A 25,748-nucleotide genomic window follows, 5' to 3' on the forward strand; every position below is an offset into this window, starting at 1 on the left:
ACGACACTTCGAACATCTCTGCCCAACGCACTGCGAAGGATCTCCCGTGGAAAAACCAGTAGTTCTCCTTGCTGAAGAACTCTCGCCGGCAACCGTGGACGCCCTCGGACCGGATTTCGAAATCCGCCAGACCGACGGAGCCGACCGGACCAAGCTGCTCGCCGCCATCGCCGACGTGGACGCGATCCTCGTTCGTTCCGCCACCCAGGTGGACGCTGAGGCAATCGCTGCGGCTCCCAAACTGAAGGTCATCGCCCGTGCAGGCGTGGGGCTGGACAACGTTGACATCAAGGCAGCCACACAGGCCGGCGTGATGGTGGTCAACGCACCGACCTCCAACATCATTTCGGCAGCCGAACTCACCGTCGGCCACGTGCTGAGCCTCGCCCGGCACATCCCGCAGGCCAGCGCAGCCCTTAAGGGCGGGGAATGGAAGCGCTCGAAGTACTCGGGTATTGAGCTGTATGAGAAGAAGGTCGGCATCATCGGCCTCGGACGCATCGGTGCCCTCGTTGCAGCGCGGTTGCAGGGATTCGGTACCGAGATCCTCGCCTATGACCCCTACATCACCTCCGCCCGGGCGGCACAGTTGGGTGTCCAGCTTGTCACCCTGGACGAGCTCCTGGCTGAATCCGACTTCGTCACAATTCATATGCCGAAGACCCCGGAGACCGTCGGCATGCTTGGAGCCACTGCGTTCCAGAAGATGAAGAACACCGCCTATGTGGTGAATGTTGCCCGCGGGGGACTGGTGGACGAGGACGCGCTCTACACCGCACTCAAGGAAGGCCAAATCGCGGGCGCGGGCGTGGATGTGTTCGTGAAGGAGCCCAGCACCGACCTGCCGTTCTTCGAGATGGACAATGTGGTGGTGACGCCCCACCTCGGTGCGTCCACCGAGGAAGCCCAGGAGAAGGCGGGAATCTCCGTAGCGAAGTCGGTCCGTCTTGCGCTGGCCGGCGAGCTCGTGCCCGACGCCGTCAATGTCGCCGGCGGCGTCATTGCACCGGAGGTGCGTCCCGGCATCCCGCTGATCGAGAAGCTCGGCCGTATCTTCACCGCGCTGACCCACGATTCCCTTACCCAGATCGAGGTCGAGGTGGCAGGCGAGATCGCGTCACTTGATGTGAAGGCGCTCGAACTGGCGGCACTCAAGGGTGTATTCACCGACGTCGTGTCCGAACAGGTCTCCTATGTCAACGCGCCGGTCCTTGCTGAGCAGCGGGGAATCAACACCCGACTGGTGACATCAGAACAGTCCGACGAGTACCGCAACGTACTGACCATCCGCGGCGCACTCTCGGACGGGTCCCAGATCTCGGTCGCCGGCACCCTCACCGGACCGAAGCAGATCCAGAAACTCGTCGGTGTCAACGGCTATGACCTCGAAATCCCGATCAGCGAGCATCTCCTGGTGATCCTGTACCAGGACCGGCCGGGAGTTATCGGTACGCTCGGTCAGGTCCTCGGGGAACGCGGGATCAACATCGCCGGCATGCAGGTCGCCCGCAACAAGGAGGGTGGCCAGGCGCTGTCGCTTCTCACCGTGGACAGCTCCGTGCCCCAGGACGTGCTGGAAAGCCTCAAGGAAGCCATCGGTGCATCCGTCGCCCGCGAGGTGGACCTGCAGGACTAATCCCGCCCGACCGTTCACAAAGGCGGCGCCCGCACGAATTTCGTGCGGGCGCCGTCGTATTTTAAGCCGATGTCGTGCAAGCAGAGCTGATGCGGAGCCGGGTGCCGAAGATCAGGGCATGGGCAGCCACGCCAACGTCGCCTCCACCGCTTCGCGCGGGAGGGGGCCAAACTCGCGCGAGTCGATGGACTCCGCGCGGTTGTCACCCAGGACAAAAACGTGACCGTCGGGGACAGTAACCGGGCCGAAGTACGTGCCGTCGATCCTCGAATGGTCAACGAAAGGCTCCGGCACCGCCTTCCCGTCTATATAGAGCCGCGCGTCCTCGATGGCGACGGTCTGGCCGCCCACGGCCACCACCCGCTTCAGCACTGTGTCGGTCCCGGCTGGATTGTGGAATGCCACCAGGGAGCCCTGAACCGGGTCACCATGGCGATAGAGCAGAACGATGCTTCCCTCGCGGACGGTCGGTTCCATGCTCGACGACGAGACCCAGAGCGGCTCGATCACCCAGATTCGCAGTGCAAGGAGCAGGAACGCCGCGCCGATAAATACCGCAAGCGAGCGGTGCCCGAAGCCGTGCGCCGGCGGCTTGCGTGCCGAGATCACCACGTGGCTACCCATGCTGTTGCGCTCCCAGGCTCGGTTCATTCGTCTACCTTCGAATCGTGCCCCGGGCTGCTTGGGGAAACCCTGATGCCTCCAAGAAATTCATAACGCTCGTGCGGGATTCTTGCGACACCGGCGGGACTCCGTCGGCATCGGTCTTGGGAGGCATTATGGGAACCGCACACAATCCACCGGCGGAGCACTCGCTTGCACAGAAGCGGGCAGTGTTTCCATTCCGGCGCACACTGGCCGCGCTCACCTCACTGGTGATGCTCACGGGCATCGGCCTGCCTTTGGTCGCAGGTCCCGCGCAGGCGGCGCCGGTGGGCCAGGGATTCAAGGTAACGACCTCGGACCTGGCGTTCATTCTGCGCCAGATCAAAATCGCTGAAGCTCACGTCCGCAACACCACGTCCGAGACGGGCCCCTGCGGCGCCCTGCTTGGCATCGCACCTGATCAGGTGCCCGGCCCCCTGGTCTCCTACGGTCTGCGGACCGTGGACGGATCCTGCAACAACTTGCAGGAAGGACGCGATGATTTCGGGGGGTCGAACCGTCTCTTCCCCCGCCTCACTACACCGGAATACCTGGACGCTGACGACGGCGCCATCATCCGCCAGCCCGGTCCCACCACCTACAACGGCGTAGGTAACGTGGTTGACTCCGACCCGCGCGTGATCAGTAACCTCATTGTCGACCAGACCTCCGGCAACCCCGCGGCAATCTCGGCCGCGCAGTATCCCACCCGCACGCAGAGCGGCGCCGACAGCGTGGTGCCGTGCAAGGAAGACGGCACTCCCGCCGGTTGCGTGCCCGCCGGTGAAACCCTCTTCATCCCGAACATCACCACCGACGTCGGCCTTTCGCCTCCCTACAACGGACTGTTCACCATCTTCGGGCAATTCTTTGACCACGGCCTTGACCTTCTCAACAAGTCCGGCAGTTCGGTGTTCATCCCGCTGCAGGCTGATGACCCCCTGATCCCCGGACCGAACGGCAAGCTTGGCGATGCAGACGACCTTCCTCCCCGCCAGCGCTTCATGGTCCTCACCCGGGCGACCAACCAGCCCGGCGAGGACGGCAAACTCGGTACCGCCGACGACATCCGCGAAGCAACTAACCGCACCGGCCCACTGGTGGACCAGTCACAGACCTACAGTTCCGACCCCTCCCACCAGGTCTTCCTGAGGGAGTACGCCAACAACGCCGAGGGCCGGCCGGTCACCACCGGGGCACTCCTGTCATCGGCCGATGACGGCATGGGAACGTGGGCGCTGCTCAAGGCACAGGCGGCTGAGAAGCTGGGCCTGCAGCTCTCGGACATGGACGTGCACAGCGTGCCGATGATCGCCGTCGACCCTTATGGAAAGTTCCTTCCCGGACCTGCCCGGGGGCTCCCGCAGTACGTCACCCCGGACGGCATGGTCGAGGGCAACACCGCCGCTCCCGTACCGGTGCCGGCAAATGCACTCCGCGTCAACGAAGCGTTCCTCGACGACATCGCTCACCTGGCCGTTCCGGCGGCAGGCAAGACGGCCGACGCCGACACCGTGATCAACGCACCCGGTGCACCGACTCCCACCACCTATGACAACGAGATGCTCGATACCCACGCGGTCGCCGGTGACGGCCGCGTCAACGAGAACGTCGCGCTGACCATGGTTCACCAGGTGTTCCACTCGGAACACAATCGCCTGCTCGAGGACATCAAAGCCACGCTGACGGCTGACACCTCCGCCCGCGGCGTTGCTGCTCTGGCCGAGTGGAAGAGCACCGCAGGTGCCGACGGCTGGAATGGTGAGCGCCTCTTCCAGGCCGCCCGCTTCGTCAATGAAATGGAATACCAGCACCTTGCATTCGAGGAGTTCGCCCGCAAGGTGCAGCCGCTGATCGAGCCTTTCGCGAACTACCACGACGACGTCGACCCGGCCATCACCGCTGAATTCGCCCACGCCGTCTACCGCTTCGGCCACTCGATGCTTACCGACACGGTTTCCAGGAGCAATGCTGCCGGATCCACCAGTGATGTTCCGTTGCTGGACGTCTTCCTGAATCCGCCGGCCTATTACGACGGCGGCGGCGGCACCAGGCTGTCCCCGAAGGAAGCAGCCGGTTCGATTGCGATGGGCATGTCAGACCAGGTCGGCAACGAGCTCGATGAGTTCGTGACCGATACCTTGCGGAACAACCTGCTGGGATTGCCCCTGGACCTCGCTGCGATCAATATCGCCCGGGCCCGCGAGACCGGCATTCCGTCGCTGAATAACCTGCGCAGCCAGATCTACAACAAGACCAATGACGGACAGCTGAAGCCCTACACGAACTGGATCGACTTCGGTCTGAACATCAAGCACCCCGCATCGCTGGTCAACTTCGTCGCGGCCTACGGCCAGCACCCTACGATCACCGCTGCAACCACACTGCAGGGCAAGCGGGACGCGGCTACCCTTCTCGTCAATCCTCCGATCGACGCTGCTGAGGGAACGGTTCCCGCGGATGCCGCGGACTTCATGGGCGGCGTCGGAGCCTGGGCAGGCAAGGAAACCGGCCTCAACCAGATCGATCTCTGGGTGGGCGGTCTCGCCGAAAGGACCAACCTCTTCGGAGGCCTGCTCGGCTCGACCTTCAACTACGTCTTCGAGCAGCAGATGCTCGACCTTCAGAACGGTGACCGGTTCTACTACCTGGCACGCACGCCCGGCATGAACCTGCTGGGCCAGCTCGAAGGTAACTCCTTCGCGGAAATCATCATGCGCAATACAAGTGCCACGTCCCTCAAGGCGGACGTCTTCGGTACCTCCGACTGCAAGTTCGACCTGAACCGGCTGCAATTCAGCGGAACCACCGTTCTGGACGATCCGCTGTCGGAGTGCGATGAGGCGGCCCTGCTCATCCGGATGCCTGACGGCACCATCCGTTACCGCACCACCAATTCGGTGGATCCGGCCGGCATCAACGGCCAAAGCGTCTTCAACGGCACGCCCGGGAATGACCGTATCTGGGGCGGCGTCGACAACGACACTTTCCTCGGCAACGACGGCAACGACGTGATCGAGGGCAACGACGGCGGTGACACAGCGCTTGGAGGTGATGGTGACGACATCATCACTGACTCCGCCGGTGACGACGTCCTGAAGGGCGGTCCCGGTCACGACGCACTGGACGCCGGACCCGGGCTGGACCTGATCCTCGGCGGAGACGGCAGCGACTTCATCAACGGCGGGGCCAACACCAACGACTCCTTCGGCGGGGAGGGTAATGACTTCCTGATCGCAGGCGGCGGCAACGACCTGTCCCGCGGCGACGCCGGCGATGACTGGCTCCAGGGCGGCGACGGCGCCGACCTGCTGATGGGCGACAGTGGGGCACCGTTCTTCGACGACCCGAACACACCGGGCAACGACGTCCTCATGGGACAGAACGGTGACGATGACTACGACGCCGAGGGCGGAGACGACATCATGCTCGCCGACCCCGGAATCGAGCGGAACGCCGGTGCCGCCGGGTTCGACTGGTCGTCCCACCAGGTTGACTCGCTCCCCGCCGATGCGGACCTCACCCGCAACCTGCTGGGCGTCCCGCTCCCTGTGAACGTCCTCCGCGACCGCTACGCAGAGGTTGAGGGGCTCTCCGGCGCAGGCAAGAATGACGTCCTGCGCGGCGACAACGTTGTTCCCCGTCTGGTGGAGGGCGAAGGCACCTCGGGCAACAACTGGCTCGACGCCGAAGGCGTCAGCCGGATCAGCGGTCTTGCGGACCTCCTCCCGTCCGGCGCGACAGCGAACGGTGCTATCTGGGGAGAAGGCAACATCATTCTCGGAGGCGGCGGAAGCGACATCCTTGAAGGCCGCGCCGGCAACGACATCCTCGATGGTGATAAGGAGTTGCGCGTACGCCTGAGCGTGCGCACCAACCCTGCTGATCCGGCAACGGAAATCGGCAGCACCGACGGCATGGAGAAGCCTTACCTTCCGGGCAGCTCCCGGACGCTCCAGGCGGCTGTCTTCGCGGGCGAAGTGAATCCCGGAAACATCGTCATAGTTCGTGAAATCGTCGATGCCGGGAAGCCCGGCGACGCGGACTCGGCAGTTTTCTCCGACCTTGAGCAGAACTACACGGTGACTACAGTTCCTTCCGGAGCCAACCCCGGAGACCCGGGAAGCGTCACCACGGTGACCCATCTCGGCGACGATCCCGATGCCCTTCCGGCACTCGGCGTCGGTGACGGCGTTGACACCCTGCGGAACATCGAAAAGCTCCTGTTCGCCGACTCGCTGGCACCCGGAGTGCCCGAGATGTCCGGTGCTGTCGCCGGCGACCGGTCGGCAACCGTGACCTGGAATGCTCCGGTCGCTCCGACCACGGGCTACGAGGTTCGGACGGTGGACGCCAACGGTGCCCCCGTTGGAGCGCTCCGGCAGGTACCCGGCAACCAGACCGAGACTGTTGTCACCGGGCTGGTCAACGGCCAGTCGTACCGGTTCCAGGTGCGGGCATCCAACGAACTCGGCACCAGCGGCTTTTCCGCACTGTCGACGGCGGTTGTTCCGAACGTTGTACCGGCCGCGCCCACGAACGTGGCAGGTGTCGCCGGCAACGGCGTCGTCACTCTGTCCTGGACAGCCCCGGCGGCCAATGGCGGCACGGCGGTCACCGGATACAAGGTCCAAGTGCTGGCGGGAGATGCCCTGATCCAGACCGTGTCGTTGACGGGTTCGGCCACAACCACAGAGATTACCGGGCTGGCCAACGGCACCGCTTACACCTTCAGGGTGCTCGCGACCAATGCTCTGGGCGACGGTGCGCTGTCCCCAGCATCCGCGGCGGTCAGCCCACGATCCGTCCCGGGAGTTCCGGTACTCGGTGGCGTAACCGCTGCTAACGGATCTGCCACGGTTTCCTGGACCGCCCCCGTATCCGACGGCGGTTCTGCCATCACCGGTTATGCCGTGCAGGTTGTAGGACCGGACGGACAGCCTGTGGGAGCACTTCGGCCCGCGGGCGCGACCGCGACGAGTCTGCTCGTCACCGGCCTCACCAACGGGACGGAATACCGCTTCCAGGTACGCGCTGTGAACGCACTCGGAGCCGGAGCATTCACGGCCCTGTCACCTGCGGTCAGGCCCACCCAGCCCCAGCTGAAGGAGGACTTCGATGGTGACGGCATCGCGGATCTGGTGGCCCGTGACAGCGGTGGACGCCTGTGGATGTATCCCGGAAGCGGGACGGGCCGCCTCCAGACCCGTTCCCTGATCGGGACCGGCTGGCAGGGAATGAGCAGCATCGTTGCTACTCCCGACTTCAGCGGAGACGGGCGTGCGGACATCCTCGCCTATGACTCTTCCGGACGGTTGTGGCTGTACCGCGGCAACGCGGCCGGTGCACTGCAGGCCGGAGTCCAGGTCGGCACCGGCTGGGGCGGTTTCACACTGACGGCACCGGGTGACTTCGACGGAGACGCCCGCTCCGACCTGATGGCGCGGGATTCCTCGGGCAGGCTGTGGCTCTATCCTGGAAACGGCACGGGCGGGTTCCAGACACGCCGCGCCGCCGGCACCGGATGGAATGGTTTCCAGATCGCCAGCACCGGGGACTTCAACTCGGACAACCGATCGGATCTCATCGCTACTGACAGCACCGGCAGGCTGTGGCTGTACCCCGGGAACGGCTCCGGTGGCTTCCTGGCCAGGTCGCAGTTCGGCAGTGGATGGACCGGCTACACCCTGGTCGGCATCGGAGACCAGACGAGTGACTCCCGCGCGGACCTCGTGGCACGGGATGCCGCGGGCAACCTGTGGGTCTATCCGGGCACAGGTACCGGGCGGGTCGGCACCCGTACCGCGATGGGCAGCGGCTGGGGTGCGTTCCTCATCTCCTGATTCGGGTCTCTCCCGATTCGGGTAGTCCAGGCAGAAGGGCCATGGCGGGTAGTTCACCCGCCATGGCCCTTCTGCCTGTGGCGGCCAGGCTACGCGCCCAACGCCAGCCGAGCAGGCACGCGCACGCCCTTCCGGTGCAGCCAAAGGCGGTCTACAGGTCCTCGATCCATGCACACAAAACAGCGAGGGTTCCCGCCCATAGGCAGGAACCCTCGCTGTGTCCCGTCTGTGCCTTCCCGCCCCATTGCGGAAAGCACGGCCGGCGGGAGCCCTACGCTGCGGACATCGCCCGCACGAGGAAGGAGTTGAGGACGTGGGACGCCTCGCGGAGGGACTGTCGCACGAGCTGCGGTGATGCCGAAGCGGCTACCGGAGCGACGTTCCGGCTGAGCTGACCATGAAGGACGAGCAGCGCGGAGAGGACGTCGGAGAGTTCGCCTTCGCTTTCTGCCGTCGCCTGAAGGAGTCGGGCGTGAGCAGCTTTGAGGCCCGGGCCGGGCGCGCAGCCCAGTTCCTTGACCATCGCCCGGCGGCACTTCTCGTAGTTCTGCAGGCCCTCGGCGTACCGGCCGGTCCGCTCGAGACCGTCGATCCGGGCCAGCCAGGCGCGTTCGTTCAGGGGATCCATGGCGAGGGCTTCCTGCGCCCACTCGATGGACTCGGACACGGCTCCAAGTGCTGCAGCCGTTTCCGCGGCCAGAACAGTGGCTTCCAGGACGCGGGAGCTGTGAAGTTCCCGCTCGTCCTCAGCCCATGCCGGCAGCAGTTCGTCACCGAGCAGGGGAGCGGTGGCCAGCGCCAGAGCCTCATGGAGCAGGCTCAGTGCTGTCTCCGGAGCACTCTGCTGTGCCTGGCGAAGGAGCTGGTCGAAGCGGAAGACGTCCAGGTCGACCATGGTGGCGTCCATCACGTAGCCGCCCGTGGTGGTGCGCAGTGGTCCCTGCTTGCCGCTACCCGGCTGAATGTTCCGGCGCAGGACGCTGACGTAGCTCTCGAGCGTCGGGAGGGCTTCCGCGGGCGCGTGCCCTTCCCACAGGACCTCGATGAGGCGGTCCTTCGAAACGGGGGTGCCGAGGCTCAGGAGAAGGATCTCCAGGATCTGGCGTGGCTTGGGTCCGCCGAGGCTCCGTGCGTTCAGGACGGTATCACCACGGCGGATGCGAAGGGAGCCGATGAGCTGAACGCTCAGGAAGGCCGGCACGCCGGGTGCGTCCGCGGGAGTGCCTGAGTGTGACGGTGAGAATGTGTCTGACTGCAACATGAGCGAGACCCTGTCTTTCGTACTTGTGATGACAGGATCAAAGTTATGGATTCGTGATTGCCCGATCACGAGTAGGGTCTACCCGAAAATATGCCCCCGGTCCTGAAGGATTCGGGGGCGCTACTCGAAATCGTTCGAGTATCGGTCGGGTAGCTACCTGAGTAGCGACCAGGGCTACTCAGATACCACTTAGCGACCGCCTGTGTGGTGTTCAGTTCCGAGCGAGAGGCGGGTTTCACCGTCGTCGCTGAGTACCAGCGCAAGGGCTTTGTTCGGAATCTCGAATACCAGGGTGGCGTCGATTGTCTCGCCCTGCTCCGCCTTGTACTCGGATGGGGACGCCCAAATGACGCGCGGTTCACCGGTACCCAGCCCGTCAACGAAGTAGTCGGAGGCCTGGAACGAGATCCCGTCGGCTTCCAGCGCTGTCAGTTCGAGTAGCACCCGGACCCGGTGGGCACCGTCGGTCACGGGAGCGTCGAGTGCCTCGCCATTGGTCGGGGGTTCCCAACCGTCCGATTCGAGGGGCAGGATCCCGTTGAGCCGGGCGAGTCCGCCGTCGACGGTGTCCGATGCGCCCAGCATGGTGGGCGGTTCTTCTTCGACATTGTTGCTGAGCAGCCACGCCGTGCCGCCCAGAACGCCGATCAGGAGCGCGGCGGGAACGAGTACCCGGTGCCGGGAACCGGTCGGGCGGGAGGAGACGCGGCGGTCGTCGAGTTGCTGTGCCATGCAAGTAGTGTTGGCGTCGCACCATGGGAAAACCATGATCGGGGGTGCCCTCGACGCAATGATGCGACAACGAAACGTCGGCAGGGTAACTTTCTATGGTGAGTTCCGCGAAGAAACCCCCGTTCTACATCACCACGGCCATCACGTACCCCAACGGCGTTCCGCACATCGGGCACGCCTACGAGTATGTCGCCACCGATGCCATTGCACGCTTCAAGCGGTTGGACGGCCATGACGTCATGTTCCTGACGGGAACCGACGAGCACGGCATGAAGATCGCCCAGACTGCGGAGAAGGAGGGCATCACGCCCAAGGAACTCGTGGACCGGAACGCCGAGGTGTACAAGGCGGCCCACGCGGACCTCGCCATCACCTATGACCGCTTTATCCGCACCACGGATGAGGATCACTACGCCGCTTCCCAGGACATCTGGCGCCGGATGGAAGCAAACGGCGATATCTATCTCGACAAGTACGCCGGCTGGTACTCGGTCCGGGATGAGGCCTACTACACCGAGGAAGAGACCGAAGTCCGCGAGGACGGCGGCCGCTACTCGAAGGAAACGGACACAGAGGTCACCTGGACGGAGGAGGAGAGCTATTTCTTCCGCCTTTCCAACTACCAGGACCGGCTGCTGGCGCTGTACGCGGACCAGCCCGAATTCGGTGCGCCGCAGTCACGGTTCAACGAGGTCATCAGCTTCGTCAAGCGCGGGCTAGAGGACCTGTCCATCAGCCGCACCACCTTCGACTGGGGTGTGCCCGTTCCCGGCAATCCCAAGCACGTCATGTACGTCTGGGTTGACGCGCTGACCAACTACCTCACGGGAGTCGGCTACCCGGATACCGGGTCGGAGCAGTTCCGGAAGTACTGGCCGGCAGATGTGCACGTCATCGGCAAGGACATTTCCCGTTTCCACGCAATCTACTGGCCGGCATTTCTGATGTCGGCGGGCATCGAGCTGCCCAAGCGGGTCATGATCCACGGTTTCCTGCACAACAAGGGCGTGAAGATGTCGAAGTCCCTCGGCAACGTCATTGCTCCGAAGGACTGGATAGAGCAGTACGGCCGGGACCAGATCCGCTTCTTCCTGCTCCGCGAGGTGCCCTTTGGTGCGGACGGCTCGTACAGCCACGAGGCGATCGTCAGCCGGATGAACTCGGACCTTGCCAACAATCTCGGAAACCTGGCCCAGCGATCCCTATCGATGGTCGCGAAGAACTGCGACGGACTCGTGCCCGCGGCGTCGTCGTTGTCCGATGCCGACCAGCAGATTCTGGCAGCCGCGAACACCCTGCTGGAATCCTGCCGCGCCGCGTACGACAAGCAGGAGATTTCACGCGCGCTCGAAGCGGTCTGGACCGTCCTTGGCGACACCAACGCGTACTTCGCCGAGCAGCAGCCGTGGGTCCTACGCAAGACGGACCTCGACCGCATGAACACAGTCCTCTACGTGACGCTGGAGATCCTCCGTATTGTGTCCGTCCTGGTGCAGCCCGTCATGCCCGATGGTGCCGGGAAACTTCTAACGGCGCTGGGACAGGGCACTGAGGACGACGACCCCGCACGCCGCTTCGAAGCCATCGCCACACCGCTCGTCACGGGCGTCGCCCTGCCTGCGCCCACACCGATCTTCCCGAAGTACGAGGAGCCTGCCGACGCCTGATCCATGAAGCAGGACTCCCCTTCGAAGCGCGTTCGAAGGGGAGTCCTGCCACGTGAAAGGGAGCGTCAGGAGCGGAAGCGGTCCGCCGCCGTCGTCACCATGATCGCGGCAACCTCCCGCTGCTGGCCCCGGGCACGCTCGGCGAGCTGGGTGAGGCGTTCATGGCTGTACCCGGGGAAGGACCATCCTGCATCGAGCAGCGCGAGCATCGTCTCCCAAAGCGCCTGCTTGCCGCGCACCAGTGACTGCAGGGCCTCCAGTTCAAGCTGGGCGCCTGGTCCCTTGGCCGTATTGCGCGCGTTCAGCGGGTTCACCCGCGCAGCCGCGGCTGCCACATGCGCGAACGCCATCTTCGCGGGGTTAGGGCGATGCCCCTGGGCCTTCAGGGAGGACAGCAGCTCTGCCCGCTCGCCGGTGATTTCGTCGTGAAGGCGCGCCAGGGTGCGTCCGTGTGGGGTGCCCTTCCAAGTCTGCGCGGCGGCCTCAAACAGGCGGACACCTCCCGTCGCTCCGAGAAGATGATCCTCGAGATAGCGAAACAACCATTCCGACTCGCCCTGGCGGGGTTTCTGCACCGATCCTCCTGCTTGCGCTTCACGGCCCGCACGCTGCGGACCGTGAAGCAATCCTTGCAGGTCAGCCCTCTACGGCCAATCCCTGGACGGGGGAGAGCCGGGCGGCCCGGCGGGCCGGCATCACGGAGGCGACCAGACCGGCAAGGATGGCGACCAGAAGTACGCCTGCCAGCTGCAGCCACGGGAACGACGGCGTCACAACGGCCACCAGGCCGAGTGCCGACTGCGCGCCCAACCAGCCATAGACCATCCCGAGCGCGATCCCGATCAGCGCCGCGACGCCTGCGATCAGCACTGCCTCCACCGCCAGCATTCCGCGCAACTGGCCCCGGGTCAGGCCCAGCGCCCGGAGCAACGCCGATTCCCGCGTCCGCTCGAGTACCGAGAGCGACAGTGTGTTGGCCACACCGATCAGGGCGATCAGCACGGCAACGGCAAGGAGGGCGGTGACCACGAGCAGGAGTACGTCGATGATCTGGTTGAATGTTGCGCGTTCCAGGGCCGCTCCCGAGACGAGGTATTCGGACAGGCCGAGAGTGTCGACGATCTCGGTGCGCAGCTGTGTAATTACGCCGGACGTGAGCGAATCATCGAGTTTGAGCCAGAGTATGCTGCCCGCACCGCTCACATCCGGTACGGGGCCCAATGCAGCCGCCGTCTCCTCGGTGATCAGGGGAACCAGTGTACGGCTTTCAGCTTCGACCACAGGCAGGGAGCGCTCCGCAAATGACCCCTCAACAATGATTTCGTTCAGATCAGTGCCGTCCGGCATGATGACCGCGTCATTCCGGGGGTAAGCGGTCTCTGATCGCAGGACCGCCTCCGCGTCGGGCGCCGGGAGCACGTAGACCGTCTGCGCACCGGACTCCTCGCCGGTGGTTGCAACGGGTGTCGGTTCAACAACCGCCTCAACCCCCTCCAGGGCAAGGAGCGTACCTGTGGCCTCCGCAGATTCCTTGTCCTCAAGCATCACTGCCAGGTCCACGGGGTAGTTTTGCGCCAGCGCATCATCGAAGGCCGTTCGGGAAGTCTGCGCGCCGGCCATCATCATGCTGACGAGGGTGACGCCGACAATGAGCGCGGTCGCCGTCGCGGTGGTTCGTGCGGGGTTGCGGACGGCGTTGATGGCGGCCAGCGTCCCCGGAACTCCAAGCGGCTTGGCCAGCGCGCCGACCCGCGTGACCAGGGCAGGAACAAACAGTCCCGCGCAGAGCAGGAACCCGAGGAAGGACATCGCGCCGCCGGGCAGCGCGATCAAAAGGTTGGATGAGGCGGCTCCCAGAGCGAGGAGCAGCGCCCCGCCAACGAGCAGCGCCACACCGATTCCGAGACGGACCCGCCCCCGGCGGGTACGGATGCCTGCGTAATCAGCCGGGCGGAGGGCAGCCAGGGGTGCGACGGCGGTCGCCGCACGCGCGGGCACCAGCGCAGCGGCAATGGTCATCGCCATTCCCACCACCATCCCGGAGACCACAGCGGATACCGGCACGGCCAGCGTCGCGAACTCGCTGCCAGGGATCGTCTGGGCGATCGTCACGAGAGTCCACATGACGGCTGCGGCGAGCAGCACTCCGAGGGCTGACGCGACAGTGCCCACCACCGCAGCCTCGATCAGCACAGAACGCCGGATCTGGCCGCGGCCCGCTCCGATGCAGCGCAGCAGCGCCAGTTCGCGGGTCCGTTGGGCGACGAGAACCGAGAAGGTGTTCGAGATGACAAGCGCTGTCACGATGACCGCAACCACGGCAAATGCCAGGAGGACAATCGTCAACTGGTCCTGGCCGCCGGATAAGGCGGCAACGTCCTCGGTAGTCTGTTCAGCGGACGTCAGTACCGAAGCGTTGACGCCGCCGTCGTTCAACACGGCGCGCACGGCTTCGCGCACGTTCACCGCGTCAGCACCATCGTCAAGAGCAACCTGCAGCCGGAAAGCGGCAGCGTCAACTGTCAGAGCGGCGAGCTGTGTCTCGACCGCGTGCACCTGAATCATCCCGGCGTCGAACGGGTGGGAGGACGGTTCGCTTAGTCCGACGATCGTCAATCTTATGCCGGAGGACGCAATGCTCTCCTCGAGAGAGCCTTCGCCCAACGTGGCACCCTGGGTCGTGTCACCGATCGCGAGGCCAAGGTGCTCGGCAGACTCACCGTCGATGATGATTTCGCCGTCTGTCTGCGGAAAGCGTCCCTGCTCCAGCGTCAGGTTGTCCAGCTCGGGCGACGCGAAGCTTGCGATGGAGGCAACATCTGTCCGGGAGGACGCACCGAGGACAAACACGCCCTGGACGTCGGCGCGCACCTCCTTGACACCCGGGAGACCTGACACCCGGTCGGCTGCATCCGCGGGTAAGGCTGCGCCGTTGGCATCGGAGACCACGAGGTCCGCCTTCGCGTACTCGGTACCGATGCTGTTCTGCAGTGTGGCGGTCGTGGTGCCGCCGACCATGAGAGTGGCTGCGAGGAAACCGACGCCGAGCATCACGGCAAGCGCGACGGCGATGTACCGGCGGGCGTGCCGGGAAACCTGGGAAAGGGCAACGGTGAGCACTGTTACGCCCCCAGCTGCGAAAGCGCGGCGAGGATGGCGTCGGGAGTGCTGCGTTCCAGCTCGCCGACCAGGGCGCCGTCCTGCATCAGGATCACACGATCGGCATAGGACGCGGCCACAGGGTCGTGTGTCACCATGATGATGGTCTGGCCCATCTCCTGGCTGCTGCGCCTGAGGAGAGCCAGTACCTCCGCTCCCGAGCGGGAGTCCAGGTTGCCGGTCGGTTCGTCACCGAAAATCACGTCCGGGCGTGTCAGCAGCGCCCTGGCCACAGCTACGCGCTGCTGCTGGCCGCCGGACAGTTCGTGCGGGCGGTGCGTGAGCCGGGCGCCCAGACCGAGGATGGCGCAGATCTGCTGCAGCCACTGGCGGTCCACCTGCCCTCCGGCCAGCGCAACAGGCAGAGTGATGTTCTGTTCCGCCGTGAGGGTCGGAATGAGGTTGAAGGACTGGAAGACGAAACCGACGCGGTCCCGGCGCAGACGGGTCAGTTCGGCGTCGTTCAGTGCAGTGATATCTGTTCCGCCCAGAAGGATCCGTCCGGAATCGGCGGTGTCCAGTCCGGCGAGGCAGTGCATCAGGGTGGACTTGCCGGAGCCGGACGGGCCCATGATCGCGGTGAAGCGGCCACTGGGAAAACCGACTGTCACGTCACGCAATGCGTGCACTGTGGTGTTGTCCCGGCCGTAGGACTTGTTGAGTGATTCGGCGGCAACTGCTGCAGCAGATACGGACGACGGCTCGATAGCCGTTGAAAGGTTCGGTGTCATGCTTCCACGCTAGAAAATGCGCGGGGTGCTGCGGATCGGGCGGTGGGAGGTTCTTCCTGGCCGATCCCTCCTACCGCGGGATGAGAGCCACCTGCAACCGGGATGAGGAGTTCAAGGTTGGACAACACCGGCTTCATACGCGAGCACCACGACCTGAACGCGGTCCCTGGCACCCAGCTTCGCGAGGATGTGTCCCACATGGGTCTTGACTGTGGCCTCCGACAGGAACAAATCGGCGGCGATCTCGGTGTTGGACCGGCCCTGGGCAATCAGCGTGAACACCTCGCGCTCGCGGGCGGTCAGCGTGGCGACGAGGGTTTTTGCCCGATCATTCGACGCGGACGGCGCCCGGAGCAGGGGAGCAACGTGCGCGAGGAGCCGGCGCGTGGTCGAGGGCGCGATGACAGCATCGCCGCGGTGGACCGTACGTACCGCTTCGAGGAGTTCCTCGGGAGGCGCATCTTTCAACAGGAAACCGCTCGCCCCCGCCTGAATTGCGGCGAGCGCGTATTCGTCCAGGTCGAACGTTGTCAGTACGATGATCCGCGGTCCGGCCCCCTGGGTTTGCTCAAGGATCCGCCTGGTCGCTTCGATCCCGTCCATGCCCGGCATGCGCACGTCCATGAGCACGACGTCGACTGCCGTGGAACTGAGCACCGACACCGCTTCCATGCCGTTGCCGGCCTGGCACACGACATCCAGGTCGGGCTGTGAGTTAATCAGCATGGAGAAGCCGCTCCGGACCAGTTGCTGGTCATCAACGAGGGCCACACGGATGGTTGTGGTGGTGGAGGACGGGGTACTCATTCAGGCCTCTGTGTAGGGGATCAGCGCTCGGACACGGAAACCGCCGCCGGCGAGGGGCCCGGTTTCCACCGTCCCATCGTAGAGTTTCAGCCGCTCGGCCATACCCCGGATGCCCTGGCCGGTGCCGCCGCCTTCAACCGCAGCGCTGTCCGATGCGGCTCCCCGGCCGTCGTCGTCGACTGTCACCTCGAGTCCTTTGGCTGTCCAGGCCAGGGAAACATACGCCGAGGCGCGGGGGCCTGCATGCTTGAGGACGTTCGTCAGGGATTCCTGGACAACCCGGTAGACGGTGAGCTCGGCACCGGTGGGCAGCGGACGCCGCGGCGTACCGGAGTGCGTCAACGCAACTTCCAGGCCGGCCCGGCGCACGGTCTCGATGAGCGCGGGTACCTCCGCCAGCGTTGGCAGAGGACGCACCGGAGCGTCGTCGTCGTTCCTTAACACTCCCAGCAGGCGGCGCATCTCCCGGAGTGACCCTCGACCGGTTTCCGCGATGGTGCCCAGGGTGGACGCGGCGACGGCGGGATCCGCGGCGCTCGCATAACGGGCGCCGTCGGCCTGGGCGATCATGACCGACAGGGAGTGCGCGACGATATCGTGCATCTCTCGGGCGATGTGGCTGCGTTCATCAGCTGCGGCGAGCTCGCGTTCCTGCTGGCGCTCGATTTCGAGTCGGTGGGCGCGGTCCTGGAGCGCCTGCAGCGTAAGGCGGCGGTTCCGTGCGAGGTCGCCGAAAGCCCAGCAGAGCAGCACCACCGCCACCGCGAAGAAGATGTACAGCGCGTACAGGGGCAGGGCCGCCAACCCGGTCTGGTACTCGTTCAACCCGAACTGCGCTACACCGGCCACCATGCCGAAGCCCGCAACGCCGAGTCCGCCCAGGCTGGCCCAGCGCGGCGCGTACGCTGCCAGGGCGTATACCATCGCGAGGACGCTTACCTGGGCCGGGACCGGCGGTTGGTTGATCAGGAGCTGCCCGACGGAGACCGCAGCCACCGTGGAGGCGGCCGCGACCGTCCGGCTGCGCCTCCAGGCCAGGGGGATGGTCAGGGCCGCTGACACGATAAATTCCATGGGCCTGTCCGTGAAGGCCCACGGCAACGCCAGGAGAACGAATGCCGCTGCCGCCACAAGGAGGTCTACTGTGCCGTGGTTTTCCCGTAGCCAATGGGCCAACCGGTGGTGCGCATCCATAGGTACCAACTCTAGGGCCGGGAGAAACCGCCAACGTCGACCCCTGGGTGGAGTTTGCTACCGGACTCTGGCCGTGGGCGCCGACGTCCTGGTGACAGCGACATAGCCGGCCTTGGTACCCGTGACTGTGACTGTCAGGGAGGACTGCCGGTCAGCCTTCAGAACGGTGTAGGTTTTCCCGGTTGCACCGGGGATGGGAGTACCGGCGCGGTACCACTGGTAGGCAAGCGTCGCTCCGGAGGTCCAGGTTCCGGGCACGGCGGTCAGGCGCTGGCCTACCTTCGGGGTGCCGGTGATCGTGGGGGTAGGCGCGTCGGGAAGTGGGGGAAGCGACGGTGCCGAGGCCCTCGGTGTGAAGGAGAAGTCCCGCACCGTAACCTGCTCCGGCCGGACAGAATCGGGGTACCCGCCCCCGCCACCGGTCACCCACAGGTTGAAGTGGACTGCCTCCCGGGCGGGAACCGGCACTGTGGGTCCCTCCAAAACGGTACGCTTCAGCAGCGCACCGGCGGACCCCTCGCCCGCGAACGTCTCGTAGGTCAGCCTGCCCGGCTCCCATACCAGCCGGTGCGTGAGCACGGGATCAGGGGTGACGTCGAAGTTCACCACCGTGCTGCCGGTTCCGGCCGGCTTTGTCGCGTCGAACCAGTAGCCGTGTCCCTGCCGCACCGGACGGGACTGACCCCAGACTGCACCGCCTCCCCACGCCGATGCCTCGCATACGTCAATCTCGTTATGGCCCGGGAAAGCGTCCGGGTCATAGGTGAACATGCAACCCCAGACCACTTCCTTCTGGAGGGTCTGCAGGTTACGTTCGACCACCGCGGTGTAGGTGCCGTAGCCGAAGCCGCGGCGCGTTGACTGGAACTCCGCCGCCACCGGCGCGGAGCCAGTGGGGTTCGTGAGGGCAAGGGTTACCCGCCCGTTGGCGTCGGGTCCGCTGACATTCGCTGGATCGAAGATCCCGTTGTAGTGCGGTCCGCCGGTCCAGGACCGCTTCGCCCAGTTGAAACCCTTCCAGGAGAAATCTCCGGTGGGTCCTGGGTCTGTAGTCATGGTCATAGTGTCCGCCGCCGCAGCACCGGGTAGTGCGCTCGCGGTCAGAACGACGACGACGGCCGCCGCCGCTGTCAGGGGGCGGACGCGGGGAAGGGACACTTTCATGGGACTCCTGAGGCGTGTGGAACGGTGGCGCAGCGTCGGCGCCAGCATCGATTATCCGGACGAACCTGCCGGATAAGCGCAGAGAGAGGTCCTGTGAGAGCGCAAAGTTGGCGCAGGTTTTGCAGCCGAAGAGAGCCGTCTCAATATACGAACCCGAATTGTCCGTGATACGGGAAGGTTGCCTAGGCTGATTGCATGACTTCAACCAGCATCGACGTGGCAGTGATCCCAGGAGACGGCATCGGACCGGAGGTCATCGCCGAGGCAGTCAAAGTGCTTCGTTCGGCGACGGCCTCAGCAGCCACCGAACTGACCCTCACGGAGTACAAGCTTGGTGCGGAACACTGGTTGGCCACAGGGGAAACCCTGCCCCAGGAGACTCTGGACCGCCTGCGTGGCCATGATGCGATCCTTTTCGGAGCTGTGGGCGCTGCCCCCGGCGATACCCGCATCCCGTCGGGCCTCATCGAGCGGGAAATGCTGCTCAAGCTCCGCTTCAGCCTTGACCACTTCGTGAACCTGCGTCCCTCCCGGCTGTACCCCGGCGTTCCGAGTCCGCTCGCTGAGCCGGGTGAAATCGACTTCGTGGTTGTCCGCGAAGGCACGGAGGGGCCCTACGTGGGCAATGGTGGAGCCTTGCGCACGGGAACCGCGCACGAGATCGCCACCGAAGTGTCGGTCAACACTGCCCACGGCGTCGAACGGGTTGTTCGCGACGCCTTCCGCAGGGCAAGCGAGCGTCCCCGCAGGCACGTCACCCTGGTGCACAAGCACAACGTCCTGGTGCACGCAGGGCATTTGTGGAAGCGTACCGTCGAAGCCGTTGCTGCTGAGTTCCCGCAGGTCAGCCATGACTACCTCCACGTGGATGCGGCCATGATCTTCCTGGTCACGGACCCTGCACGCTTCGACGTGATCGTGACGGACAACCTCTTCGGCGACATCATCACCGATCTCGCCGCCGCCGTCACCGGCGGTATCGGGCTGGCAGCGTCGGGCAACATCAATATGGACCGGACCGCGCCCTCGATGTTCGAGCCGGTCCATGGCTCAGCCCCGGACATTGCCGGACAGCAGAAGGCAGACCCCACCGCGGCGATCCTTTCCGCGGCGCTGCTCCTTCACCACCTGGGCTTCAGTGAGCAGGCAACCCGGATCGAGCAGGCCGTGGAGAACGACGTCGCCACGCGGTCCGGCACGCCACGCACCACCGCGGAAATCGGCGATGCGATTGCCGCTGCAGTGTCCTAAGCTGGTTAGGAACTGTTAACTCAAACTCACCTAACTCAAACTCACCTAACTCGAACTCACCAACTCGAAGTCACCGATAGTGTGGTCCCATGAGGGACCGCCGGTCAGCACCCTCGTGTCCGCCCGCCTTGCATTCGGGGGACAGGTAACCGTGGAGGAATCATGACAGCTACGCAGCTGGAATTCGCGCAGTACCCATCCGCCAGCCCGAAGTCGCAGGCGGACCGGGAGGCAATTCTCGCCAACCCCGGGTTCGGCAATCACTTCACGGACCACACAGTCGTCGTTGACTATTCGGTGGACGCCTCCGGTGAAGGCGGCTGGGGCAATGCGCGCCTCGAAGCGTACGGTCCCATCGCCATGGATCCGGCTGCCGCCGTGCTGCACTACGGCCAGGAAATCTTCGAGGGCATGAAGGCATACCGCCACGCAGACGGCTCGATCTGGACTTTCCGTCCGGAGGCCAACGCAGCGCGGCTCAACCGATCGGCTGCAAGGATCGCCCTTCCCCAGCTGCCTGAGGAGGTCTTTCTGGAGTCTCTTCGCCAGCTCGTCGCGGCTGACAGGGAGTGGGTGCCCACACGCGATGGCGAGAGTCTGTACCTTCGGCCCTTCATGATCGCAACCGAAGCGTTCCTGGGCGTGCGTCCCGCCCGAGAGGTGTCCTACCGGGTCATCGCCTCACCGGCGGCGAACTACTTCGGCGGCGAACTGGCTCCCGTGTCCATCTGGGTCTCCAGAAACTACGCGCGTGCGGGCCGCGGCGGCACCGGCGCCGCGAAGTGCGGCGGCAACTATGCGGCCTCACTTGCGGCCCAGCTGGAAGCGGAGGCGCACGGCTGCAAGCAGGTGCTCTTCCTGGACCAGCTCAACAACAACGCCGTCGAGGAGCTCGGCGGCATGAACGTTTTCTTCGTTTTCAAGGACGGCACTCTTGTTACCCCCGCGCTGAGCGGGACCATCCTCGAGGGAGTCACCCGGGCGTCCATCATCCAGCTTGCGAAGGACCGCGGGCTGAATATCCAGGAGCGCGTGATCACGCTCGACGAGTGGCGCGAAGGCGTGGCCGGCGGAGACATCACTGAAGTCTTCGCCTGTGGGACCGCCGCCGTCATTACCCCCATCGGAGAGCTGAAGGACGGAGACGAGGTCATCAGCGCGCCGGATCCATCTGCGGGCGAGGTCACCATGTCCCTCCGGGAACAGTTGCTCGGCATCCAGACAGGCAAGGTCGAGGACCCTCACGGTTGGATGACACGCCTCGTCTAGGCCCTCCCTGCCCGAAAGCCCGGCTCCCTCGGTGACCAGCTCACCGCGGGAACCGGGCTTTCCGCTTCCCTCAACTGAGCGAGGACTGCGCGAGCGGGAGTGCAGTGCCGGAGCGCAGTACTGCTGTGATCGCAGGCTCAGGGAGCGGCTTGCTGAAGTAATAACCCTGGCCGCTGAGCTCCCCGAGGGACCGGAGGAATGCTGCCTGTTCTGCCGTTTCGATGCCTTCGAAAACCGCCCCGAGACCGGCGGCACGGATGAGCTGGAAGACAGCGGCGACAAACTCGGGTTGCCATGAGCTCCCCTTCGCCGGTTCCTGCAGGATGGATCGATCAACCTTCACCATGTCGACCGGAAGCTGGCGCAGGTAGCTGATGGACGAATAACCCGTGCCGAAGTCGTCAATCTCGATGCAGACTCCGAGCTGCCTGAAACTGAGCAGAGAGTACGTTTCCACTTCACCGCCGCTGACCAGCGCCGATTCGGTGATCTCGATGACCAGCGACTGCGGCGGTACGGACATGCGTTTGAGGAGTCCGCGGACGTAATCGACCATGTCCAGCTGGCGCAACTCGATCGCGGAAATATTGACACGGATCTGGAAGCCCTCCGGGATCAGGAGCGCTGCGCGCCAGATGGCATATTGCTGCAGCGCAGTAGCCATGACCCACCGGTCGAGTTCCGAGATAGCGCCGATCTCCTCGGCGAGCGGAATGAACAATTCCGGTGAGATCATCCCGCGGGTGGGATGCTCCCAGCGGACCAGGACTTCAACGCCGTTGATCGATCCGTCCGCCAGATTGACCACCGGCTGGTAGTGCACGCAAAGCTGGTCGGTGCCGATGGCGTCACGCAGCTCGGAGGCCATCAGAGTGCGCAGTTGGCGGTTGTAAAGCATGACCGGCTCGAAGGTCTTGATGATGCTGCGGCCCTCGTTCTTCGCCGCGTACATCGCGGTGTCGGCCTCGTGCAGCAGGGATGCGGCGGTGTGGTCCCGGGTGGCCAGCCGAAGGCCGATGCTTGCCCGCGGGTGCACGCTGAACTCGCCCACGTCGATGCTGGCGGACAGGGACTCGAGGGCTCGGTTGGCAACCCCGAGGGCAATCTCCATGGTGGCTTCGGTGACGAGGATGGCAAACTCGTCACCGCCCAGTCTCGCCACGGTGTCGGTGGCTCTTACCACTCCGCGCAGGCGGTCTGCGACCTCGCGCAGGACGTCATCGCCCGCGTCGTGCCCGAATCGGTCATTGATGTTTTTGAAGGAATCGAGATCAAGCAGTAGCAGTGCAGGGGGAGGACTGCCCTCTTGCTGCGCGGAGAGAGCCTTCTCGACCTTCTCCACCAGGTCCACCCGGTTGGACAAGCCGGTGAGCGCGTCGGACATCGCCATCCGCTTCATGTCCAGATGCGCCTGATGAAGCATGGCGGTGCGGTTCTCCACGCGCTTCTCGAACTGCCGGTACACCAGCTCGAGTTCCTCCGCGAGGAGATTGACCCCGGTGATCACAGCGTCAACGTCGTCGCGGGCGGGGGAAGGCTTCATCCGGCTGCTGAGGTCCCCCCGCGACAGGCGCACTATGCCATCGACCAGCATGGCCAAGCGGGGATCACCGTCGTCAGCGGTCATGCGTTCTCCCGGAGAGCCACTGGACGGCCGCTCCCTCGTCTCCGAAGTAGCGGATGGGGCAGGGCGGCGGTTCCCCTCCCAGGAGGAAGTTTGCGAGCACCCTGTCCACCGCGCTTCCCCCGAGCACTGCGATGGCGGAGGCTGAGCGGGAACGGCTGAGAACTCCCCGTGCCTCACGGCTCAGCGATGCAATACCGGTGATGACCAGCAGAACGGGTCGACGAACCCCAGCGGCTGCCGTTCGTGCCTGGTCAGCGAAGGCCTCGGCGATGTCACGCGTGATGTGTTCGCCCGCAGGCAGCACGAGGCGGATGAGGGAACCCGACACCGGGTCTTCCGGTACGTCGGTTGGCATCAGCCAGAGAGCAGTCATTGCCTAGCGTCGCTTTCCTTGCTGGGGACGCCGCGGCGCCCGGTACTCGAACCTACCGTACAGAAATACGACGACGGCGGTCGTTGCCCTGCCGCATGTCGCGGTTCAGCCGTCGGTCACCGTGGTAGAGGATGGCTTCCCAGTCAGCCTCTTCAGGCGCCTTGTCGATGACGGGTGACTGTTCCTGCCGCGGTGTGCGGGGTGCTACGTACAACCAGTTGAGAACGCCCAGGACCGTGTCAACGGCGGAGTTCTTCAAACCGATGTAGGCCCGGATGGCGTAGAACGCAAGGGTTGCATTGAGGAGGGCGAACGCGGCGTTCACCCAGTTCTCGCTGACAAAATCGCGCCAGAAGGTGAACAGGGAGTAAGCGACGATCAGAAAGGGCACCACGACGTAGAGGGCGGGCGCAGCGGTGCGGTCCTTGACTTTGGGTGTTCTCACAAAGGGGATCTTCTCGCCCGTGAAAGCCTGCTGCACGGACTTGAGGACGCCGGCGAGGTTCACAGGCAGCAGCACGATGTTGAACCCGTAGATCCTGAAAATGTCCGTGAAGCGGTGACCGCAGTCGCGCAGATCGCTGCCCATGGCCAGGAAGTAGGGGAGGGCGGTGATGAAAACAAGCGGGCTGAGCAGCCGGCTGTCGTACGGGTAACCGAGCAGGAACAACAGTCCGAAGCTCGCCCACGCGATGGAAGCCATGTAGTTCACGCGGAGGATGATCTCGCGTTTGAGGATTCGCTCGCGGCGGTGCTTCCGCTCGCGCATCTGGTTCCACAGCTTGGGCAGGATGAGAAGGCCGCCATTTGCCCATCGTCGCCGCTGGACAACGAGCGAGCCGAAGTCCGGCGGTGTGGCGCTGTAGCTGAGCCGTTCCGGATAATTGACGAGCGTCCACCCGTGCGTGCCGAGGTCAACGCTCGACTCGGTGTCCTCAATGACGGTGCGGTCCTGGATGTAGGTCTTGATGTCAAACCCGCCGACACTCTCCACCTCGACAATGTCCTCGATAGCCCGCTTCCGGATGACCGCGTTGGCACCGACCCAGAAGGTGGCACCGTAGTAGGTCATGCCCTGGTGAAGGATGTGCTGGATATCCGTCGTCGCACCGGCGATGCGTTCGATGCGGGTAGGTGCGCCGCGGAAGGATGAGTACGGCGTCTGCGTGACGGCGACCCGCTCGTTGCCGGGAGATTCGAGCAGGTGTACGAGGCGAAGGCAGTAATCGCGCAGGAGGAGGGAGTCGGCGTCGAGCGTGAGGATGTACGTGGAATCCGGAATGTCGAGGTCATCAACATGGCGCTCGACCGACGGACGGAGCACAACGCCGTTGGCGGCTTTTTCCTTGTGCCAGCGGCCGCCCATCAGCGAGATGTAGGCGTTGAGGTTCATCGCCTTGTTCGCTTCATGGGAGAGCGAGGCGTAAAGCTTTCGCTCGAAGGTGTTCATGGACGCGGTGAAAATGCGGGCAAGGCGGAGGTAAAGCTCGACCATGCGGTCGGCATCCGGTTCGGCACGCTGAGCCCGTGCAGCCTCGAGGGCAAGAACCGTCAGCCGGAGTTCACGGGCAAGGCCCATCAGAACCAGGTCGACGAAGAACTCGTCGACGTGGTCCTCGACGGCTTCATTCCCCGCCATTGTCTCCAGCCACACGGCGGCAGCTTCGTACTCCGCGATGAGGCGCGGAAGTTCGTCGGCTGCGGGGGTGCCGGCGGCGAGACGCTTCTGGTACTCGGACAACGCCGTGGTGAACCGCATGGAAGGCTCGAGCAATTGGCTTTCGATGTCTGCCGCAAGCGCGCGTGTCGCTTCAAGCCGTGCTGTCACCAACGGATCTGTGGGGTGCGGCGGATCGTCCAGCAGCAAGGTGACGCGGAGGTTCGGGAACTCCTGCAGGGCGGCGGACCAGAGGGTGGCGCGAACAACCTCGGGTTCCTCGGCATAGGAAGGCACCAGGACTGTGATGCCCTCGTCGTAGCTGGCGAAATGCCGATCCAGTTCTCCGCGTGGAACACGGCGGTGGTCCCGGAAGCGATACAGCGCACCCTGCCGCGCCAGGAGGTACATGAGCGCCGAGAACGTCAGAAAGGTCACCACAATGAGGTAAAAAATTGCCTCAAGCTGGAACCGGAAGTCAGCGGCAGCGTTCTCCGACAGTTCGCGAAGGATCGTGGACACCACGTAGGCAACCCAGCCGAGGACGGTCACCACGATTCCCAGGCGTCCCAGCGCGACCTTCCGGCGCGAGGGCTGCGGGTGCACGATCGAAAGTGGCTCCGACCGCTTCTCCGATCCCCATTGACGGCGGCGCGCTCCGGCTCCTGTCGATGTTGGTGCTCCGGCCGCAGCTCTGTGCACGGCAACCTTCTGGTCCATCCGCCCCCCATG

Annotated in this window: 17 protein-coding genes; 5 read left to right on the forward strand and 12 right to left on the reverse strand. The window is 64.7% G+C overall.

Annotated elements, in window-relative coordinates; genetic code table 11:
• The first annotated feature begins 46 nt into the window (after positions 1 to 46).
• The gene (gene serA, locus AC5RU3_RS04055; protein WP_309071802.1) at positions 47 to 1,636 is read left to right on the forward strand and encodes a phosphoglycerate dehydrogenase; all 1,590 of its coding nucleotides are present in this window, start codon (positions 47 to 49) and stop codon (positions 1,634 to 1,636) included.
• Positions 1,637 to 1,747: 111 nt separating this feature from the next.
• On the opposite strand, the gene lepB is transcribed toward serA, so the two are convergent.
• Positions 1,748 to 2,287, reverse strand: a complete 540-nt coding sequence (lepB, locus tag AC5RU3_RS04060) for a signal peptidase I (RefSeq protein WP_493964906.1) — start codon at positions 2,285 to 2,287, stop codon at positions 1,748 to 1,750.
• A 128-nt stretch (positions 2,288 to 2,415) separates the two neighbouring features.
• Here lepB and AC5RU3_RS04065 point away from each other — a divergent pair, with 128 nt between their 5' ends.
• Positions 2,416 to 8,124, forward strand: a complete 5,709-nt coding sequence (locus AC5RU3_RS04065) for a peroxidase family protein (protein ID WP_493964907.1) — start codon at positions 2,416 to 2,418, stop codon at positions 8,122 to 8,124.
• Between the two features lie 271 nt (positions 8,125 to 8,395).
• Here the strand turns inward: AC5RU3_RS04065 and AC5RU3_RS04070 are convergent, their stop codons facing one another.
• Together AC5RU3_RS04070 and AC5RU3_RS04075 are read right to left on the reverse strand one after the other, a co-directional pair.
• The gene (locus tag AC5RU3_RS04070; protein ID WP_309071511.1) at positions 8,396 to 9,385 is read right to left on the reverse strand and encodes an AfsR/SARP family transcriptional regulator; all 990 of its coding nucleotides are present in this window, start codon (positions 9,383 to 9,385) and stop codon (positions 8,396 to 8,398) included.
• Between the two features lie 189 nt (positions 9,386 to 9,574).
• Positions 9,575 to 10,117 (reverse strand): hypothetical protein, encoded by a 543-nt coding sequence (locus tag AC5RU3_RS04075; RefSeq protein WP_493964908.1) that lies wholly within the window; start codon positions 10,115 to 10,117, stop codon positions 9,575 to 9,577.
• A gap of 95 nt (positions 10,118 to 10,212) precedes the next feature.
• Between AC5RU3_RS04075 and metG the strand changes: the two genes are divergently transcribed.
• Positions 10,213 to 11,784: a methionine--tRNA ligase gene (metG, locus tag AC5RU3_RS04080; protein ID WP_375164422.1), complete on the forward strand. Its 1,572-nt coding sequence runs from the start codon at positions 10,213 to 10,215 to the stop codon at positions 11,782 to 11,784.
• Between the two features lie 65 nt (positions 11,785 to 11,849).
• Here metG and AC5RU3_RS04085 read toward each other — a convergent pair whose 3' ends face one another.
• The 6 genes from AC5RU3_RS04085 to AC5RU3_RS04110 all read right to left on the reverse strand — a co-directional run bounded on the left by AC5RU3_RS04085 (position 11,850) and on the right by AC5RU3_RS04110 (position 18,839).
• On the reverse strand, positions 11,850 to 12,359 hold the full coding sequence (locus tag AC5RU3_RS04085) for a hypothetical protein (RefSeq protein WP_309071509.1): 510 nt from the start codon (positions 12,357 to 12,359) through the stop codon (positions 11,850 to 11,852).
• Positions 12,360 to 12,420: 61 nt separating this feature from the next.
• The gene (locus AC5RU3_RS04090) at positions 12,421 to 14,904 is read right to left on the reverse strand and encodes an FtsX-like permease family protein (protein WP_493964909.1); all 2,484 of its coding nucleotides are present in this window, start codon (positions 14,902 to 14,904) and stop codon (positions 12,421 to 12,423) included.
• Between the two features lie 2 nt (positions 14,905 to 14,906).
• Positions 14,907 to 15,674 carry an ABC transporter ATP-binding protein gene (locus AC5RU3_RS04095; protein ID WP_309071507.1) on the reverse strand — a complete coding sequence of 256 codons (768 nt, stop codon included), beginning with the start codon at positions 15,672 to 15,674 and terminating at the stop codon, positions 14,907 to 14,909.
• A 111-nt stretch (positions 15,675 to 15,785) separates the two neighbouring features.
• Positions 15,786 to 16,481, reverse strand: a complete 696-nt coding sequence (locus AC5RU3_RS04100) for a response regulator (protein ID WP_493964910.1) — start codon at positions 16,479 to 16,481, stop codon at positions 15,786 to 15,788.
• Entirely contained in the window at positions 16,482 to 17,675 is a 1,194-nt protein-coding gene (locus tag AC5RU3_RS04105) for a sensor histidine kinase (RefSeq protein ID WP_493964911.1), read from the reverse strand.
• 57 nt (positions 17,676 to 17,732) lie between these two features.
• Positions 17,733 to 18,839 carry a hypothetical protein gene (locus AC5RU3_RS04110; protein ID WP_493964912.1) on the reverse strand — a complete coding sequence of 369 codons (1,107 nt, stop codon included), beginning with the start codon at positions 18,837 to 18,839 and terminating at the stop codon, positions 17,733 to 17,735.
• A 195-nt stretch (positions 18,840 to 19,034) separates the two neighbouring features.
• Between AC5RU3_RS04110 and AC5RU3_RS04115 the strand changes: the two genes are divergently transcribed.
• Complete coding sequence (locus AC5RU3_RS04115) at positions 19,035 to 20,090, forward strand: 3-isopropylmalate dehydrogenase (protein WP_309071503.1); 1,056 nt, start codon at positions 19,035 to 19,037, stop codon at positions 20,088 to 20,090.
• Positions 20,091 to 20,252: 162 nt separating this feature from the next.
• The gene (locus AC5RU3_RS04120; protein WP_309071502.1) at positions 20,253 to 21,359 is read left to right on the forward strand and encodes a branched-chain amino acid aminotransferase; all 1,107 of its coding nucleotides are present in this window, start codon (positions 20,253 to 20,255) and stop codon (positions 21,357 to 21,359) included.
• Positions 21,360 to 21,429: 70 nt separating this feature from the next.
• Here AC5RU3_RS04120 and AC5RU3_RS04125 read toward each other — a convergent pair whose 3' ends face one another.
• From AC5RU3_RS04125 to AC5RU3_RS04135, 3 genes are read right to left on the reverse strand one after another with little or no spacing between them, the layout of a single operon-like run.
• The gene (locus AC5RU3_RS04125) at positions 21,430 to 22,986 is read right to left on the reverse strand and encodes a putative bifunctional diguanylate cyclase/phosphodiesterase (protein ID WP_309071501.1); all 1,557 of its coding nucleotides are present in this window, start codon (positions 22,984 to 22,986) and stop codon (positions 21,430 to 21,432) included.
• Positions 22,976 to 23,359: a DUF7793 family protein gene (locus tag AC5RU3_RS04130; protein ID WP_309071500.1), complete on the reverse strand. Its 384-nt coding sequence runs from the start codon at positions 23,357 to 23,359 to the stop codon at positions 22,976 to 22,978. The genes AC5RU3_RS04125 and AC5RU3_RS04130 overlap by 11 nt, the downstream gene beginning before the upstream one ends.
• A 52-nt stretch (positions 23,360 to 23,411) precedes the next feature.
• A complete protein-coding gene (locus AC5RU3_RS04135; RefSeq protein WP_493964913.1) occupies positions 23,412 to 25,736 on the reverse strand; it encodes a glycosyltransferase family 2 protein in 2,325 nt (774 codons plus the stop codon).
• Between the last annotated feature and the right edge of the window lie 12 nt (positions 25,737 to 25,748).

The organism is Arthrobacter sp. MDB1-55, from assembly GCF_059092925.1.